Origin of the sequence: Paenibacillus gorillae, from assembly GCF_000513275.1 — a bacterium.
Taxonomy (GTDB): Bacteria; Bacillota; Bacilli; order Paenibacillales; family Paenibacillaceae; genus Pristimantibacillus; species Pristimantibacillus gorillae.
In genome coordinates, this window is record NZ_CBVJ010000060.1 from 13043 (window position 1) to 31625 (window position 18583).

The 18583-nt window shown below is 51.2% G+C and carries 12 protein-coding genes; 2 read left to right on the forward strand and 10 right to left on the reverse strand.

Annotated features, from left to right (window positions below):
• Nucleotides 1-29: 29 nt before the first annotated feature.
• The 10 genes from TY10_RS10575 to TY10_RS10620 all read right to left on the reverse strand — a co-directional run bounded on the left by TY10_RS10575 (nt 30) and on the right by TY10_RS10620 (nt 14060).
• Nucleotides 30-1013, reverse strand: coding sequence for a carbohydrate ABC transporter permease (locus tag TY10_RS10575; protein ID WP_042163050.1), 984 nt, complete (start codon nt 1011-1013; stop codon nt 30-32).
• On the reverse strand, nt 1010-1903 hold the full coding sequence (locus TY10_RS10580) for a carbohydrate ABC transporter permease (protein ID WP_042163052.1): 894 nt from the start codon (nt 1901-1903) through the stop codon (nt 1010-1012). Before TY10_RS10580 ends, TY10_RS10575 begins: the two co-directional genes overlap by 4 nt.
• Complete coding sequence (locus TY10_RS10585) at nt 1903-4137, reverse strand: DUF5696 domain-containing protein (protein ID WP_042163054.1); 2235 nt, start codon at nt 4135-4137, stop codon at nt 1903-1905. The genes TY10_RS10580 and TY10_RS10585 overlap by 1 nt, the downstream gene beginning before the upstream one ends.
• The gene (locus TY10_RS10590; protein WP_042163056.1) at nt 4130-6145 is read right to left on the reverse strand and encodes a YIP1 family protein; all 2016 of its coding nucleotides are present in this window, start codon (nt 6143-6145) and stop codon (nt 4130-4132) included. Before TY10_RS10590 ends, TY10_RS10585 begins: the two co-directional genes overlap by 8 nt.
• A 26-nt stretch (nt 6146-6171) precedes the next feature.
• Nucleotides 6172-7032 carry a carbohydrate ABC transporter permease gene (locus tag TY10_RS10595; protein ID WP_042163058.1) on the reverse strand — a complete coding sequence of 287 codons (861 nt, stop codon included), beginning with the start codon at nt 7030-7032 and terminating at the stop codon, nt 6172-6174.
• Between the two features lie 3 nt (nt 7033-7035).
• Nucleotides 7036-8010 carry a carbohydrate ABC transporter permease gene (locus TY10_RS10600; RefSeq protein WP_042163060.1) on the reverse strand — a complete coding sequence of 325 codons (975 nt, stop codon included), beginning with the start codon at nt 8008-8010 and terminating at the stop codon, nt 7036-7038.
• Complete coding sequence (locus TY10_RS10605; RefSeq protein WP_042163062.1) at nt 8007-10958, reverse strand: extracellular solute-binding protein; 2952 nt, start codon at nt 10956-10958, stop codon at nt 8007-8009. The genes TY10_RS10600 and TY10_RS10605 overlap by 4 nt, the downstream gene beginning before the upstream one ends.
• On the reverse strand, nt 10955-12085 hold the full coding sequence (locus TY10_RS10610) for an ABC transporter ATP-binding protein (protein WP_042163064.1): 1131 nt from the start codon (nt 12083-12085) through the stop codon (nt 10955-10957). Before TY10_RS10610 ends, TY10_RS10605 begins: the two co-directional genes overlap by 4 nt.
• Before the next feature lie 153 nt (nt 12086-12238).
• Nucleotides 12239-13198: an acetylxylan esterase gene (locus TY10_RS10615; protein WP_042163066.1), complete on the reverse strand. Its 960-nt coding sequence runs from the start codon at nt 13196-13198 to the stop codon at nt 12239-12241.
• Between the two features lie 4 nt (nt 13199-13202).
• On the reverse strand, nt 13203-14060 hold the full coding sequence (locus TY10_RS10620; RefSeq protein ID WP_042163076.1) for an NAD-dependent epimerase/dehydratase family protein: 858 nt from the start codon (nt 14058-14060) through the stop codon (nt 13203-13205).
• A gap of 236 nt (nt 14061-14296) precedes the next feature.
• Between TY10_RS10620 and TY10_RS10625 the strand changes: the two genes are divergently transcribed.
• The gene (locus TY10_RS10625; RefSeq protein WP_042163068.1) at nt 14297-15163 is read left to right on the forward strand and encodes a helix-turn-helix transcriptional regulator; all 867 of its coding nucleotides are present in this window, start codon (nt 14297-14299) and stop codon (nt 15161-15163) included.
• A 129-nt stretch (nt 15164-15292) separates the two neighbouring features.
• Entirely contained in the window at nt 15293-17935 is a 2643-nt protein-coding gene (locus TY10_RS10630; protein ID WP_042163070.1) for a glycoside hydrolase family 3 C-terminal domain-containing protein, read from the forward strand.
• Nucleotides 17936-18583: the final 648 nt, after the last annotated feature.

The following is an 18583-nucleotide window of genomic DNA, read 5'->3' on the forward strand; positions in this document are numbered from 1 at the left end:
CTTCATGCCGCCCTCTCTGCAGATTCCCCTTACTCGACGATACCCGTCCGCTCAATGCCGCTGACGAACCATCTTTGCAGCAGCATGAAGATTAGAATCGGCGGTAAAATGATCAGGAATGCCGCGGCCATCTTTGTTCCCTCTGTAATCGGATTCGTTATGGTACGGGTGTTGCCAAGAAGCGTTGGATTGAGCACCTCTTCAAGCATATCGAGACGAATCGAAAGCGGCGTAAAGCCTTTCGCCAGAAACATCGACGGCTCGTAGTACATATTCCAATACCAGATGAAGGAAAAGAGGAATACGACGAGACATGCTGACCGTGCCAGCGGCAGCATAATGCCGAAGAACAATCTTGCCGTGGAGGCGCCGTCGAGCTTGGCGGCCTCTTCCAAACTTGGCGGCTGCGACCGGAAAAACTGGCGGAAAATGAGAATGAACAATGCACCCTTCAACCCCTGCCCGAAAATTGCAGGAATGAGAAATACGAATAGCGAGTTGAGCAGTCCCATTTTGCTGAAAATAACGTAAAGCGGAATAATGATAACTTGCGGCGGAATGAGAAACGTCAAAATAATGAGCGCCGTAATCAATCCTTTAAACGGTACAGACAGTCTCGCTAGCGCGTAGCCGGTCATCGCACATACGACAACCTGTACCAGCGAGCAAGTAACGGCAATCAGTGACGTATTCCGCAAAGCCTCCGGGTACTGCAGACCCTTGATCGCCTTGGTTACATTCTCCCAGGTGACTTCACGCGGAATCCATTTGACCGTTGGGTCGAGCAAATCGGACATTGTCTTGAACATCGTGCTGACCATGTACAGAATCGGCTGCAAGTAGAGGTACGCCACAATAGACAGCAGTAAATAAATAATTAGCTTGGCGATTAGGCCGTCCGATACGTTTCGTCCAATGACGAGAAGCTTGGCTTTCTGCGCCCTGCGGCCCCAGAACACGGAGCGGACACTGCGTCCAATTCGCTCAAATTCCGTTTTCACTGCGGTGATCATGTATGAGCCCTCCTTGTCTTAAGGCTTCGGTTGAACAGCCAGAGTACAAGGGCGATCAGCACGAAGATAAACGCGAAGTAGATCCATGCCAGCGCACTGGCGTATCCATAGCCGGTATCAACTTTGAACATATTCTCCCTGACATGCGCAAGTACCGGATTCAGCGGGAACGTGAACAGATCGATGATCGTGTACAACACATTCAAACTAATGAACGGTACGCATGCCGGAAGCGTAATTTTCCAGAAGCTGTCCCAAGGAGACGCACCGTCAATGCGGACCGCCTCGTAGATCGTCGGCGATATCGTCTGGAAACCCGCGATAAAGATCAGAATCTGTACGCCGGAGTACCAGAGAATAAGAACGGCCTTGCCGAGTACGTCCATAACTGTTCCCGCGAACTGTGCGCCGACGTATTCCTCTACAATTGGTAGCAGGTTGTACTGCTCAAGAAACGGAATGTCACCCGCTCCTTGAAGAAATAACTCCGACAGTACCTGACCTGTTGCGAAGATAACCGGTAAAAAGAACAGTGCCCGGTATATAAATCGCCCTGGAAACTTCTGATTCAGCATTAAGGAAATCAGTAACGCGAAGATTACGATGATTGGCACCATCAGCAGCATTTCCTGAAAGTACGTAATTAGCTCGATCGGAAAGACATTGTCTTTCAGAAAAGCGTCACGGTAATTCCGCATACCGATCCATTCATATTTGAATCCGCCTACGCTTACCTGCACCTTATTAAAGGTCATGAAGAGCGACCAGCCGATCGGTATGGCAACAAACAGACAGAACCCGATAATCCACGGCAGCATGAACAATAAGCCGACGCCGTATTTTTTTCCTTGGTATAGGCGCTCTACACGTCTTCTAGCCTTCGCATTCATTAAGCGCCCACCCCTTTCTCTACATAAAACGTTTTCCTGCCATAATCAACAATTACACGCGTGCCGTCTTCATAGGTTGTTGCAAAGACATCCTTGGACAGCTTCTCATGATTGTCGATGCGCTGCGCATACAGGCCGGACAAGGAATCGAAAGCTTCGTATTCCTGCAGGATCCTGTCCGTCCATTTGTCGTACTGACTGCTGAACAGATACCCTGAAGCGGTGTATTTCAGCTTTCTTGATTCGTCATAGGTCAGGAAGAAGGACGGTGTTGCGCCATATTCAATCGCCTTCAAAAACTCCTCTTCCACGTCGTTACGCAGATTGCCGTCTCCAAACGTATAGGCAGTATGCCCATGCACTGCAATTGGATAGAACGGAACCGTCTCATCGACCATAAAGTCATAGCTTGATTCGCTCGTCATGTTGACGATGATATTGGAGCCTGCAATCGTGTAGTCGTTGCCGCGGTATACTCCGGCATGACCAAGCGTCTTCTGGGTGTACTTCAGCAAGCCGTCATAGACACTGATCGTATTCTCCCTTGTACCGATAAGCGATTTATCATAATCATGGAAGACCATCTCGCCGACCCAGTTGTACAAAATGCCAGAAACGCCAATATCCTTCAGCTTGTCAATCGTTTCATACGCCATCGCGACCGTACGCTCCGGCTTGCTGATAAACCAGCCTTCATCGATGAAGACCGTTCCGTCAATGCCACGGATACCGTTGTTTTTGCCGGACAGATCCGAGTTGTCCTGGTTCATCCAGACAAAATCCTCCTCGAACATGACGTCGATATCCTTCTTGCGCATCTCCGCGATGAAGTCACGCGCCGCACTCTCGCCTCCAAGCTTCGGCTCAATCGGAAGACGTTTGTACAGATCATAGTCGCCTTGGTTCTGCCAGCCGTAATAGATAATGTCCATATTCTTAACGCCCCGGCCATACAGCGTATTGGCGATTTCAGTCGCTTGCGGGAACGTTGTTGCCGCAACATATTGAATCCGGCTGTAAGCTTCGGCAAAATTGCCGCCCATCAGCCTGAGCGTCAGCGGTACATGCTCGACCGGCTTCATGGCTTCTCCGATCTTGTCTGCTTGCTCCAAGTAGCTGCGGTATGACTTAGCCATGCCCACATAATCGGCATCTTTGCCGCTCAGGAACCGGTATTCAACCTCGCGATCCGATTGGAGCCGCTCTTTCTGAATGGCTTTCATTGGAGCTGCCAGCCGGCTCATCCGGTACAAGTATTCCTCCCGGTAGATTTGACCGGAGAAGATATTATAGAACGTTGATTTCAACCCAGGCGGCATAGCCGAAATGTTGGCCGAATCGCCGCCTTTGGTCAATACGGCAACAAATGCGTTATTGCCGCGCTTTACTCCAAATACGGGATAGGCGATATTTTCCCTGCGTTCCCCAGATCGGCTCCAGTTGCCGGCATTTGTCAGCTCAAGTCCGTAGACCTGATGGCTGTAGCCGCGGGAGACGCCCGCCCGCTCTTTCTCGAATTTGATCAGTCCGCCCGGACCGTCCGGAACGAACAGGTAACCGTCCTCTGTGGCGGATGCCGCTCCGAAATACGGGAGAAGCTCGATGCTGAATACGGCGTATTCGCCTTCTTCCTTAATTCCGTCCGTTGGAATACGCGCCTTCAGTCCTTCTTTTGTCAGCTCGTATTGAATGCTGAAGCTAAGGTTCTTGTCGGGAAGCGAATACGTCACTTGAACGAGATTTTCATTCGCCGAGATTGATTTCTTGATTTTCGGATCCAGCGCATTCGTCACTTCCCGAATCGTCTGATCCTTGCCCTGCGTCCGGACGTAAGTCAGGACGAAAGGCGACTGCAGGTTGGTGAGCAGGCTGCCTTTGACTGTCTCGCCCTCCAGCTGCTCCTTCGGCGGATTGCTGGTCCAGCGGAAGCCGGACCGTTTGTCGACAACCGCAACTTGCGTCGTAGCCGGATTTACATAAAGCGTATAATCGGCGTTGGACAAGGCTTCGGCAAAGCCGTCCGCCCCTGCCGATGAAGGCTTCCAGTCTTGCCCCGTAAGCACGGCAGCGCGTTCAGGCGTCATCTTCTCAATGCCTGTTTTAATCATCGCCTGCGCCGGGGTCACCTCATCCTTTTTCACCAGCTGAGCAATGACAATCACAAGCACGATTACAAGCAAGATGAACGATACGAGCTTTACGCGAAGGGAAAGACGCTTGATGAAATTAGCCAATGAAGGTCACCTCCTTGTAAAGCTGGTAGAAGAAATCGTACAGGTTGAAAGTCAAGCCGAATACGATAAAGGCAAACAGCCAGATCGTACCGATCGTAAAGACCGTTATTGCGATGTTCTTGATCGATTCCATGAAATCGAAGTTGTGGATAACCTGCGTCATTACGATGAGCATGACGCCCATCCAGATAAACATGATCGCATTTAACGAGTCGACGATGACCCGCTCATCCAGCGTTACAATATTCGAAAGAAGGATTGTCGGAATAGAGAAGAAGATATACGGAGCCAGCGCATACGCACTGCCCTGAATAACTTCCCTGAATTTCCCTTCGCCGTCCTTAATACTGCATACGAGATAGTTGGCGATGATCCAAGTTACCCATGGAACGACGAACAATCCGAGACTGCTGAACAGATTAATTTGCGACAGCTCTACCGGATTGAACAGGAATCCGGTGTAATACATCGAGATGATTTTGACGGCAATGGCGCCAACCAGAATTAAAATAATAATCCAAGATGGAACCCTCGCTTCTTTCAACCGGTAGAAGCCCTGATAAGGGTGGAACATGACATACCAGAAATTGCGTAAGTCCTCTACCGGTTTCTCCCACGAAGCAGGCAGTGGAAAACGTCTAAAGTAGCTTCGGATTAAGCGCGGACCATAGGCAATCAGAGCAATAAGCACTGCGATGATAGCTGCTGCCAGCAAAAAGTGGTTTTGCAGCCAGGTCAGACGAACTTGCCAGAATGCCTTGGAATAGCTCTTTGTATCAAATGCCGCTTTCAGATACGACAGCGCTTCATGCTGTTCATTGTCATGCAGATAGACTTTGCCAAGTCCTTGGAATGTACCGTTGTACATATCGTTGCGGGCATACACACGGTCCCAGTACGGTTCGCTGTCCTTATAGCGCCCTTCCTTGTAAAGAGCAAGAGCATTCATGACATCGCTGCCGAATTCAGTGAGCTTATACTTGTGGACCGTGCCAACGCGGCTGTCCGAAATCCAAATATTATGATCGGCATCGACGCCGATAGCCGTCGGATAGCCCAATACACCATATTGCTGCGTGCCATTGTCGACTAAACCAAATGCGAACAGTGCTTCCGCGTTATCGTCATAAATCGTGACGCGGCCCTCAAACATGTCAATATCGTAGAGAAACCCACGCTCATCAATCGCCGTATCGACAATACCGTGTCCGTTCTGGATCGTTTTGTTCTTAAGCGCGTCGACGCCGCCGGCATTCAGCTTGCGGATTGCGCCTTGACCAAAGCCCCCCGCTGTCGACGTATAGATGAAGCCATCGTTGTCCAGCGATACGTTAGAGATCGGGCGAGGCAGTGCAGCGAGTTCCTTTGCAAGCTGCTCTTTGTTCAGAATGAGCTTCTTGAGCCAGTTCAGAACCGTTTGCTGCGCTTTGTTAGCGCCAAAGTAACCCAAGAACTCGCCTTCTTTATTGATGCGAAGCAGCCCTTGATAGGAAGAGTTCAAATTGATATACATGACGCCCCGCCGGTCGACGACCAGCTTGGTCGGCACGAAATGCTCCGTTTCCAGGAAAGTCGATACAGGCTTTTTGTATTCGCGTATGAACTTTCCGTCCTTCCCGAACACCGCTATGCGCTGGTTGCCGGAATCTGCGACGTAGACTTGCCCCTCCGGGATAACGTAAAGGCCTTCAGGCGCGCTAAGCGCCCCCGGACCTTCCTCATCACCGATCGTTTGAATCAGGGAGCCGTCATTGTCCATCACAAAAACTTTTCCCGCTCCTTTATCGGCCACATATACGTTGTTATCCGCTCCGACCTGCAGATCGACAGGCTCGGTAAATCGGGCCCCCGTCGTCTCCGCCGGCTCATAGATCGGCTGAATGCGCAGCCAGCTAGACTGGTTCGCATCGTAATAGCTGGTCCGGTAAGGAAGCTGTGCGTACGTCGCTGTAGGCAAGGCAAGGAAACAGACCGCCGCCAGAAGCAGCAATGTGACAAATTTCTTCATCGTTACGACTTCCTTTGCTGGTTGAATTACTTGATTCCGGAATGCACCATCGTCTCAAGCACTCTCTTTTGAAACAGTAGGAAAATAATGAGGTTCGGCAGAAACATGAGCAAGCCGGCTGCAGCGGCCATATTTTGACCAGCAACACTGTTTTGAAGCCCGCTCAGCAAGCTGTTGACATAGAAGGCAAGCGTTCGCATCGTCTCTTCTTGCATAAACAGCGTGGATGTCTCCACGTCGCCCCATACACCCTGAAAGGTCAGGATCGAGATGGTGGCCACTGCCGGTACGGACAAGGGCAGAACGATTTTGGCAAAAATGCCGAGATGGCTCGCTCCGTCAATCTTGGCCGCCTCAAGCAGTTCGCTCGGGATTTGAGAGATGAATCCGACGAGCATGAATACGGCGACCGGTGAAGCAAGCGCCGGCAAAATATGGCCGAAATACGTATCGTTGATGCCAATGCCGCTAATGATCAAGTACCTCGGAATGCCCACCGTTTCCGGCGCGAACATGAGCGAGAGCGTAATCATCGACATAATAAGCCCTTTGAAATGAAACCGGTATTTAGCCAGTACATAACCCGCCATGGTGCTGACAAGGATGACGCATCCGAGCGTCAGCGCCGCGATAATAATACTGTTGAACAGATACCGGGTGAACGGTACCGTCGCATTGGATGCGTGCAAGATGAGCGACTCGAAATTTCGGAACGTTGGACTCTGCACGAAAAAGCGCGGCGGAAACAGGAACAGCTCATTTTGCGGCTTAAAGGCATGGTTGATGATAAAAATAATCGGCAGCGACATGAATACTGCCAGTGCGGTCAGGCAGCTGATCAGAACGGCTTGAAACGCCGTGATTTTGCGTAATTTGCGAAGCAACATCGTCTAAAGCTCCTCCTTTGAACCGAACAGCCGAGTAGCAAACCTCATCGCGAAATAGCTGAAAATGAGGAGCATGACCGATACGGCCGAAGCATAGCCGAGCTCGAAACGGATGAATGCGTAATCATCAATATGGTTGATGATGAGATGACCGGAATACGAAGGTGTAATCGGCATCCCTGTCAATTGCGTCGATATGCCTCCTGCCTTCAGCGTGCCGACAATAGACATCACGGCGCTGAATAGCATCTGCGGCTTCATCGAAGGAATCGTGATGTAGAATACCTCTTGCAGCCGGCTCGTAATGCCGTCGATCCGTCCGGCTTCGTACAGCTCACGGTTAACGGTCTGGAGACCGGCAAGCATCGCCAGAAAGCCTACGCTGAAGCTGGTCCATAGTGATACGACAATCATAATTTTCAGTAAATATTTCGGGTCCTGCAGCCAGATGACCGGGCTGTCAATCCAGCCCATGCCCAGCAGGAAATTGTTGAAATAGCCGACCCGGTCACCGCTGAAGGCAGCGATCCAGACGACGGTCAATGCAACTCCGCCGGCCATGGAAGGCGCGTAGAAAGCGAGCGTGTAATAATCCCGGATCTTCATCGGAAGCTGGTGAATCAGCCACGCGAAGGCGAATGACAGCAAGTAGCCGCCGGGACCAACAATCAAAGCGAACAGAAACGTGTTCGGAATCGCTTTCGTCAAAAAGATAATGTCTTGAGTGAACAAAGCGATGTAATTGTCCACCCCGATAAAATGCAGCTTGCCGAAGCCGTCATAGGACGTAAAGCCTAGCGTTGCGGCCATAATAACCGGAATGACAATAAACAACAGGAAGCAAATGAGAAAGGGAGCCGAAAAAAAGTAAGCAAAGCTATCTCTCTTAATATCCAGCAAGAATCGCTTCAATTTGAGCCGGACGGAGGATTTCCGCCCGGATTGTTTGGCAAGGCTGGGAGTCAGCTCAGTATTCATTTGTCAGTCTCCTCCCATTCATAAGGTTCGGTCGCTTGCGGAATATGCAAATTATCTGTGTTCTTGATTCCGAAGTTTCCTTGTCTCCGGTTCATTTCCCGCTGCAGTGAAAGCTGCGCCTGCTCGAGCGAGTCCTGAGCCGGGATATTTTCCATTACGGTACGGTTCCAAGCAAACTCCATCTCCCGCGTCAGGAAATAGTAGCCCGGTACATACGGCATGTTTTTCGCCCAGCGCGACTGTTCGCGCAGTGCCGCCAAATCGTCGCTCGGCCAGCTCAGCGATTTCATCGCTTCGACATTAGCCGTATTCCAGCGGAACTCGAGCCCGTAGAAGGATTCGATATCGCTGGCGTATTGCGATTGAACCTCAGCGGAGGTCCACCAGTCCAGGAACTGCCAAGCTTCATCCTTATTGTCGCTTTTCTCCATAATGACGGCTGCCGATACACCTTGCGGCGACCATCTCGCCACCGTACCGTCCTCTTGCTTGACGCCAGGAAGCGGAGCGATTTTCCAATGCCCTGTAATTTCTGGAGCAGCGACAAGAAGCTGTACGTAAGTGTTAAAGTCAGCGATGCCGATCGGAATGTCGCCATCCCGGAAATGCTGGAAGAATGCCGGAATATCAATCGGCAGGTTATACTTTTTGTACAAATCGGTCCAGCGCTTGAATGCGAACTGGCCGCCTTCGCTAGTCAATTGTGCGTGCAGGCCATCCGGGGAGTACACCTCTGCTCCATTCTGGAAGAACAGCGTCGTGAAATCCGCTTTCGGATAACTCATCGTCATTCCGTTCTCCTGCAGCGTCGGCAGAAGCTTGAACAAATCCTCCCATGTATCCGGCGCGGTCAGACCCAGATTCTCGAAAATGTCGGTCCGGTAAAACATCACCTGGAAGTTCTGCACTTCCGGCAATCCGTATACACCTTTGTCGTAAACCATGGAGCGGCTTACGCCTGGAATGAACCGGTCGAATACTTCCTTAAAGTTAGGGAATTGCGATAAATCCGCTACAGCGTCCCGCATCGCGTAATCGGCAGGAGTGGATTCCCCAACTCCCAACGCTACATCCGGCACTTCGCCAGCCGCATTACCCAAGATAAGCATATTCGGATTCGGCATCAGGTTAATATTGACTTGAATTCCTGTTTTTGGCGTGAAGTCCTGATCGACAATCTCACGGAGCAGCTCGGCGTAATCACGGCCGCGCTGTACCCAAACAGTGAGTGCTTCTTTTTTGTTATGCTTGCGCGTGTCATAATCCAAGTAGAAAGAACGGGCGAAATCAGTAACCGCGTATGGTACTCGGGCTAAAGCACTTGCCGTCTTCAATCCCGTGTCAGTTTCCGGTGTCCGTATTACGATGTAGTCCAGCAAAAGCGGCTGCTGCGTCAAGGTCGCAAGCCATGTGCCGATGTTGTTCTGAATCGTCGAGAAGTCATTTACTTTTACCGGAATTTCATTGACGTCAACAGCCATCTTCTCCAGCAGTGCCGTCGAAGATTTGATCGCTTGCGACAAATCGGAGTCAACGCCGTTCAAACCATCGATATAACTTCGAATATCTTTCAATCGTTTAATTAAACTAGCAATCTTCTGCTCAACCTGCGGATCAAGCTTTCTCATATCCCATGTACGGGTCGAGTCGATGTTAGCGTCAAAGCCGGATTTACTGTAGTTGCCAGTAAGCAGCCGTACGTGACGATCATAGTCCGCAAGCTCGGCCAGCGTATCCCTAAGTGCCAGAAACACCGGCTGTACAAGTGAGGAGTCCGAGGTCAGTCGCAGCGTGTGCTCGCCTTTAGTCAAATAGAACGAGTAGGACTCGCCTTCCTTGCTGGAAAGCGTCTTAATATCGAATTCTTTCTTGGTCGGAAGGCCGTAATGCAGCATTTCCCGGTAAGGCACTTCACCGTCGATCGACAGTGTACGATAAGCCTCGAAGCCGTTGCGGTAATCTTGGAACGCCTTCAGGTCGATTTCGTACCAGCCGTCCTTAGGCACGTTCATGCTCCATTCAACCCATTCTCCTGGAAGACGCCAGCGTTGTCCGCCCAGCACGTTATACGTAATTCGTCCCTTCGGATCGGGAGAAATATGCGGTTCCGACCAGAAGTCCGTCTGAATGGCAATGCTGGATTTCTGCTTCACTTCCTCCGCTTCCATTACGGCAAACCAGTCTTCTGAACCGGTTGCTTCTGGATGTAAGCGTTTGTAATCTTCAAAAGTCGGAATCACTTTCGGCGGCTGAAACGAAAGTTCACCGATGATGACTGGCTCCCTTACGCCTAACAGCTTCAGCGTGTGCTCGCCTTTCTCCAGATGAAACAGCAGCGGCTCGGAGGATGCGGCGAAATGGACGGCCGCCTTCTCTCTCCATTCAACTAGCTCCATCTGCGAAGAACGAACCTGCTGGCCGATTTCATTGCGGTCATACGGAAATTTCGAATCTTTCCAAAGCCGCTCCAGCTCGATGCGTTCTGCTTCGGCAAATGGATATTCGCCGTCAATCTGGATGCCTCGTACAATGGAAGCATTGCTTCCTGGCAATGCTTTATACTTGAAATGAAGCTCATACCAGCCCGCTTGCGGGGCATTAAGCTTCCACTCCACTGAACCTTTTTCATTCTCCCAGCGGATAGCTGCAGCGTTGCCGCCCTCGCCGTCGCCGGTTTGCAGTTGTGCCTCAGAGGAGGCGTTTGAGTAATCTGCGGGATGAAGCACAATCGGCTGAAGTCCGCTTTGAGGCGCCGTGTTCTGGCCAAGCATCAGCTTCGCATAAGGAGTAAGCGCGTCTTTGCTTTCGAAGCCTAGCAGTTGTTCCGGCGACACGGAAGTCGCGTGAATAACGGGCTCGGTGCCGCCGACCCAGCGGACGACTCCAAAGATAAGCGCTGCGACAATCAAGAGCCGCAGAGCAATACCCATCAGTTTCCGCTTGCTCATCTTTCATCTCCTCCGGCTGCGAGCGACACGCCCGTCTGCTCGTCAAAGAAATGAACCTTATTCATATTGAAACCGACCAGCAGCTTCTGTTCCTTCTTATAGACGGTTTCGGGATCGCTTCTGGCAATAACAGTCTTCTCGCCGATTTTCACATAGACGTAAGCGTCCGACCCGGTCATTTCGCTCATTTCAACAATTCCCCGGAAAAAGCCCTCCTCTGGCTCGCTTCCATTATCTTCCCGCAACAAAACGTATTCGGGACGAACGCCCATAATAATGTTGCGAAGCGTGCGGGCCGATTGCTCGAACTGATCGTACTGCTTCTCAGAAACAGGCAGCTTCAAGCGGCTGTTGGAAAAGTAGTAGCGGCCTTCCTGGCGAACAATGTTGCCTTCCAGAAAGTTCATTTGCGGCGATCCGATAAATCCGGCTACAAACATATTGGCCGGCTGGTCATACAGCTGCCTAGGAGGCGCAACCTGCTGGATGATGCCATCTTTCATAACGACGATTCGCGTTCCCATCGTCATCGCTTCCACCTGGTCATGGGTTACATAGACCATCGTCCGCTTGAGATCGCTCTGCAGCTTAATCAGCTCGGCCCGCGTCTGGGCCCGCAGCTTCGCGTCCAAGTTCGATAACGGTTCATCCATGAGGAACACCTGAGGTTCGCGGGCAATTGCCCGGCCGAGCGCCACGCGCTGCTTTTGACCGCCGGACAGCTGGCTTGGCTTGCGTTCCAGCAAATGCGAAATCTCCAATATTTTCGCAACACGGTTTACCCGCAGCTCAATGTCATGCTTCGCCGTCTTCCGCAGCTTCAATCCGAGTGCGATATTTTCGTATACGGATAAATTGGGATACAATGCGTAATTCTGAAATACCATGGCGATGTCCCGGTCCTTCGGCGAAGTGTAATTGACAAATTTACCGTCGATATACAAATCACCTTTCGTAATTTCCTCCAGACCTGCCAGCATGCGCAGCGTCGTCGATTTCCCGCAGCCGGATGGCCCGACCAATACGAGAAACTCCCCTTCCTCTATGGAAAGGTGGAAGTCGTCGACCGCCGGACGCGACTCGCCCTTATAATGCTTGAATACATGGCTGAACGTAATGCTTCCCACCCTCGCTCACCTCTCGTGAAGTATTTGCGACTATCTCCTGTCATTTATGTTACCTTAATGATGCCTTCCGGCTGAATGAGTGATTGTTTGCTTTTACAGTCGAATATTGGCTTGTATTCTTGTTTTCGAATCCCCTCATTCCAGACTTCTCCGTCAATAGAGGCGTTCGAGCAGCGTTTCCAGCTTCCGTCTATGTGCGCCAGGAATGAACTCATGCCCGTGATAACGGTGCACCGAAATTTCCTTCGAGCAATTCAGATGGTTATAGGCGGCGAAAATCGTAGAAGGAGGCGTAATATTGTCGACCAGCCCGACCGTCATAAACGTATGGCAGCGAATACGCGTGCCTATATTCATAATGTCGTGATAAGCGAGCGTCTTCCTTGCTTGCTGTTCGATCACAGGATCGGAATAACGGCGGAAATATTCGTTCAGCTCCTGATAAGGCATCGTATCGGCCGTATCGATAATCCGCTCGAAATTCGTAAATCCCGGATAGTCGGCACAGGCAACGACCGGAATTGGAGAGAACGCGGCTGCCGCCAGCGCGATTCCTCCGCCTTGACTCGCTCCAGCTACAGCAATTCGTCCGCTATCCACTTCAGGTATTGAGGACAGCACCTCTACCGCGCGGACCGCATCCATAAAGACGCCCCGGAAATAATAATGTTCAGGATGCTGTATTCCCTTCGTCAGCCAGCCTGCAATGGAGCCGTGCGGCGAGATAACGTTGTCAGCGCTCCCGCCCTGTTGTCCACGGGTGGACATATGCAGCACCGCATACCCTTGCAGACATAAATTTACAGTCTCATGAATGTCGCCGTCCGGAGACCAATTGTAGCCATGATAAGTTACGATGCCCGGCAGCCTTCTTTCTCCGGCCGGAAGCGCCAGCCATCCTTCAATGGCAGCACCTTTAAATCCGGCGAAGCTCACTTTGAACAGCTCCGCCCTGCGGCTTGGATAAGCGACTTTAGCCAATGAATATTCGATCGGCGTTCGTGCCAGTTCCTCCAGTGAGTGATCCCAAAATTCGTCAAAGTCTTTCGGCTTCGTTAATTCAGGCTTGTACGCCCTCAGCTCATGCAGCGGCATATCGGTTTGCTGCGGCATATTCTTAATCCTCCCGTTTCGCTTGCCCGTGTTCGTTCCGCCAAGAATGAAGAGGCTTCCACGGGAGCAGCTTTTTGGCAAGCTCGTTGCTGACGATCGCTTCAAAGCCTTGGAATGCCGATCTTCGGTCAGTTACGTCTGGGTAGAAGGTGTCCAGAAGCTTCAGCGTTTCCCAGTCGCTCAGACAGTCATCGCTCGTAATATTCAGGTTGATCGCACCGCGATCCTCCACGTGGAGCGAAGCGATACATGCGCTGACCGCATCGCGTATATCAATATAGCTCCAAAAAATATGCTTGAATTGCTCAGGCTTGCTAATGCTCAGGTGCCGGTACTCCTCTGGCGAGGCAATTAAAGAGAAACGAAGTGAAATGACCTGCATACCCACGCTCCGGTCGAACATCTCCGCAGTCACCTCATTGACCACTTTAGAGAGGCCATAGCATTCCTGCGGCTGCTGCGGATGCTCCTCATCCACTGGCACATAGTCAGGCGAGAATCGGGTTTTTGCCCATGCGAAGCCGTAGGAGGACTCGCTTGAGCCCATCACAACTTTGCGAATGCCCAGCACTGCTGCGGCTTCCAGTATGTTATAAGCGGAAATCGTATTATTCGTAAAAATATAGGGATTGGTATATCCTTTCGGTGCCGGAATCGCCGCCAAATGAATAATGGCATCGACTCCCTGCACGGCCGAGACGACTTCGCCAAATTGGCTGAGATCGGCCTTGATTTGCTTGCAATGCAGCTGGTTTGATCCCACCGTATCAATCGAAACAACTTCAATGCCTTGTCGTAACAGCTCCTTTACCAGCCTTGTTCCCAGCTTTCCGCTGCCGCCCGTAACTGCGATTTTGTTCACTTCCGGCCGCACCTCCATCATTCAAACGGTATTTGCCCCCACATCGGGCTGTAATAAACTTGTCAGGATAAGTGTACGCGAAGCCGGAAAATCGCCAAATGAGACGATACAAAACTTTCTATCGATTTTTTATCTTCTTTTTGCCCTGTTGACGGTTTGGAAGCGCTTGTAGACGGCCTCTCGATACGTTAGACTAAGGCTATACTCGTCCCTTTACAGGAAGGCGGCCGGTTCCAATGAAAGAACAGCATATGCATGCTTGGCATGAGAAAATCACACGAAAAACGAATTCCCCGCTCAACATCATCATCAGCCCTGTCGAGTTTGGCACGGGCGCACACTGGCACAAAGAAATGGAAATTGTCTATGTTATGGAAGGCAGCATGGAGATCGGACTGCATCAGGAGAGGATCGCTATGCAGCCTAGAGATCTGCTCTTCATCGGCTCTTGTGACGTCCATCAGTTTTTCGCCAGCCCGGAAGGCTGTAAAAAGATTATTTTGCAGCTGGAGAAATCCATCTTCGATCATTGTGCGGATGAAGTATTCGCCAAACGATTTGACATCCCCCATCTGAGATCGGACAATGCGTTGACGACAGATGGATTGCAAACGCTTCATTCGCTGTTTGAACGCAACGCTCTCGACATTTATGAGGAATGGGAGAACCGCCAGCGGGGCTGCGAACTCGCCATTAAGGCAAGAGTGAATGATATGCTGACAGCCATCGTGAGGAATATGCCGATGTCCCCCTATTCACCCGAGGAAACGATCAAGCGGCTGGAAAAACAGCGTCGGCTGGAGGATGTTCTGAAGTTTATTGAGCAGCACTATGAATCTGACATTACGCTCACGAGCGCTGCTGATGTCTCGGGATACAGCGTGCATTACTTTTCCCGCTTCTTTAAAGAGGCGACAGACAAAAACTTCGTCGATTACGTTAATGAATTTCGAATTACGGAAGCGATGCAGCAGTTGAAGGACGGAGATGCCTCCGTGACCGATATCGCCTTTAAAGTCGGCTTCAACAGCATTGAGACATTCAATCGCGTCTTCAAAAAACTGAACGGCTGCACCCCTACCGTCTATCGGAGCAAAATATGACAATCGCTCATCAATCCCTGACAAGTCAGTCAGGGATTTTTCTTTTATAGTGAAGCTATTAGCCAGAACATATAGAATGCGGCGTCAAAGTTGGCGAAAACGTATTCACTTTAGGGAGGCGCGATTGGAATGACACAAACGCAAACGACAAACGAAGTCTATAAGGACCCGAAGGCTGACATCGAATCCCGGGTTAGCGATTTGCTCGGAAGGATGACGTTGAAGGAGAAGGTCCGCCAGCTCGATCAGTACTTTGGAGCCTCATTTATGAGTGCGGCCCATCCCCGAATGATGACTGTTATGGCCGATGATGCCGAAGTTTTGTGGGATCGGGTCAAGTCCGTCATCGGTGAGGACGGCATCGGCTGCATTCATGACTTGTATGGAACAGTGGAGACGAATAACGCCTTGCAAAAATACGCTGTCGAGCAAACACGGCTCGGCATTCCGATTCTATTCAGCGAAGAGGCGCTGCACGGCTTGCTTCGTCCCGGCTTTACCATCTATCCGCATGCCATTACGACAGCTTCGACCTGGAACCCGGAGCTAGCCCGGCAAATCGGCGAGGGTATTGCTGCTGAGACCCGCAGTCATGGCATTCATGAGACGTTTGGCCCTGTACTGGATCTGGCCCGCGAGCCGCGCTGGGGGCGCGTCGAAGAAACGTACGGCGAGGATACTCATCTGGCCAGCCGAATGGCTGTTGCGATGATTCAAGGACTGCAGGGCGACGATCTGTCCTCCGGCAAAAATATTATTGCCGAACCGAAACATTTCGCCGTTCACGGCATTCCCGAATCGGGATTGAACCATTCACCTGTCGTTATTGGACTCAATGATATCTGGTCCTATCATATGCCGGTATTTGAAGCAGCTTTCGTTGAAGCTGGCGCTATCAATGCTATGTGTTCCTACAACTCTATTGACGGAGTGCCTTGCTCGGCGGACTACAGCCTGCTGACTGGCGTGCTTCGCGACAAATGGAATATGCCAGGCTTCGTCCGCTCCGATCTTGGCGCAATCGCCCGTCTGGAGCATGCCCACTACACGGCTGAATCCGGCAAGGACGCGATTCGCCAGGCACTTGTTGCCGGCACCGACATGCAATATTATGACTATCCGCATGATGTGTATCAGCAAGCTATTATCGATTTGGTGCAAGAAAGCGAGATAGGCATCGATACGATCGATACCGCCGCCGGACGTGTGCTGAAAGTTAAATTTATGCTCGGATTGTTCGAGCGTCCGTACGCCGATCCTTCCCTGCCGCAGCAGGTTGTCCGCTGCGCTAAGCATGGCGAAACCGCGCTGCAGACAGCCAGAGAAGGTATCGTCCTGCTGAAGAACGAGAACAAGACGCTGCCGCTGGCGAAAAGTTTGTCCACGATCGCGGTCATTGGACCAAGCGCCAATCAAGTGCGGCTTGGCGACTATACGCCTTTCATCGAGGGCTTCGAGCCGACAACCGTATTGAAAGGCATCAAATCTGCCGTCAGCTCCAAAACAAAAGTGCTGTATGCCAAAGGAACCGGCGTGCTTCAAGATGAATTAGAGGCCATTCCGATCGGCAGCTTCACAGACGGGAGCGGCAATTCAGGGCTGCGCGCCCAGTACTTTAACAATCCCGAGCTAAGCGGATCACCGGTTGTCGAAAGAATCGACCCGTACATCGACTACAACTGGGTCATTACGAAGCCTGATCAAGCGATTGACAGCATGAACTTTACCGTTCGCTGGACAGGCAAGCTGGTGCCGAATATGAATGTATGCGGCTTCATCGGAACGATTAGTCAGGACAGCATGCGCTTCTGGCTGGATGGCGAGCTGCTCATTGATGGCTGGGGCAAGGATAAGAGCGCCAATCAAAGCGTACCCGTTGAGCTGAAAGCCGGCCAAGAATATGATCTGCGCGTCGAATATTGGAAGGATACGAATGGCGTTGAAATCGTATTGGGCTGGAGTCATGCGGAGGAAAGCATTCAAGAAGCTGTCGAGCTTGCCCGCAAAGCTGATGTTGCCGTCGTATGTCTCGGCGACTCGGAGCGTACTTGCGGTGAAGGCGTCGACCGGAACAGCCTGGATCTCCCTGGCGATCAGCAGAAGCTGCTCCAAGCCATTCACGAAACAGGAACACCAGTTGTGCTCGTTCTGCAGAACGGCAGACCGATTACGCTGGGCTGGGAATCCGAGCATATACCGGCCATCGTTGAGGCCTGGTATCCGGGCGAACGCGGCGGCGAAGCGATCGCCGAGGTGCTATTCGGGGACTATAATCCGGCAGGCCGGCTCCCGATGTCATTCCCGCGGACGATCGGCCAAATTCCGGTCTATTACAACCGGCGCCGCGGCGGACAAAAGCATTACGTCGGCGGCGACAACCGTCCATTGTATGCATTCGGCCATGGCTTAAGCTATACGACCTTCAGCTATGACAGCATCTCTATTCAATCCACAACGATCGCTCCCGGAGAGAATGCTGTCGTTACCGTCCAATTGACGAATACAGGCAGCCTCTCTGGTGACGAAGTCGTTCAGCTGTATGTCAACGACGTATTCAGCACGATAGCCCGTCCCGAGAAAGAGCTCAAGCATTTCCGCAGAGTTCATTTGAAGGCTGGGGAAACGACGACGATTACTTTCACGCTGACGCCGAAGGATTTAAGCGTACTGAACCGCGAGTTGAACTGGGTAGTTGAGCCGGGCACATTTAAAGCGCTCGTTGGCCCAAGCTCCGACAATATCGCTTTATCCGTTGATTTTATCGCGATTTAAGCTGGGCATTGCAGGCTATGCTTAGCAGGGAATGATAGGATACGATGCAGGGCTGAAGCCCGCACTCGCAGCTGGCAAAGCATGAGGAACTAGAATGCAATATGAAAAAGGGTGCAGCCTTCCATCCAACGATGGCAGGTTGCGCCCTTTCTCTATTTTCCCCAGACAGTTCCGGGATCGCTGCGCGTTTTGGTCCATGCTGTCGTTCTTGATTCCACTGCCCCATCGCTTGCGCTTGCACTCTGGATAGTGGCTCGAATCTGCAAAATGCCAGCCTGAACTCAAAACACTCCGCTCACCCTATTTCTGCAACACTTAGAGCCAACTACTTCTTGCAAACCCCGGAACCGCTACGCGTTTTGGTCATGCTGTCGTTCTTGATTCCACTGCCCCATCGCTTGCACTCTGGATAGTGGCTCGTTTCAATCTCTTATACCCTACAAATGATCTTTCGAGTCTTGTTTGCTGCAACTGTATATGGGGTGTCAAAATGCAAAAGTGCATTTAAATATCCATTATTTAGGTGATATTTGACCTCGAAATGCAAAAGTGCATTTTGTTTGGCCTAAAAAAGCATAAATGAGCGATTTTACAGGATTTCAACTGCACTTTTGCTATTTTGATGGTCTATTTTGGCTACTTTTGAGG

What these genes read in the sequence shown, in the direction of transcription:
- TY10_RS10600 (WP_042163060.1), bottom strand. Translation starts at nt 8,010, where the DNA reads ATGAATACTGAGCTGACTCCCAGCCTTGCCAAACAATCCGGGCGGAAA.
- TY10_RS10625 (WP_042163068.1), top strand. Translation starts at nt 14,297, where the DNA reads ATGAAAGAACAGCATATGCATGCTTGGCATGAGAAAATCACACGAAAA.
- TY10_RS10605 (WP_042163062.1), bottom strand. Translation starts at nt 10,958, where the DNA reads ATGAGCAAGCGGAAACTGATGGGTATTGCTCTGCGGCTCTTGATTGTC.
- TY10_RS10615 (WP_042163066.1), bottom strand. Translation starts at nt 13,198, where the DNA reads ATGCCGCAGCAAACCGATATGCCGCTGCATGAGCTGAGGGCGTACAAG.
- TY10_RS10590 (WP_042163056.1), bottom strand. Translation starts at nt 6,145, where the DNA reads ATGAAGAAATTTGTCACATTGCTGCTTCTGGCGGCGGTCTGTTTCCTT.
- TY10_RS10595 (WP_042163058.1), bottom strand. Translation starts at nt 7,032, where the DNA reads ATGTTGCTTCGCAAATTACGCAAAATCACGGCGTTTCAAGCCGTTCTG.
- TY10_RS10580 (WP_042163052.1), bottom strand. Translation starts at nt 1,903, where the DNA reads ATGAATGCGAAGGCTAGAAGACGTGTAGAGCGCCTATACCAAGGAAAA.
- TY10_RS10575 (WP_042163050.1), bottom strand. Translation starts at nt 1,013, where the DNA reads ATGATCACCGCAGTGAAAACGGAATTTGAGCGAATTGGACGCAGTGTC.
- TY10_RS10630 (WP_042163070.1), top strand. Translation starts at nt 15,293, where the DNA reads ATGACACAAACGCAAACGACAAACGAAGTCTATAAGGACCCGAAGGCT.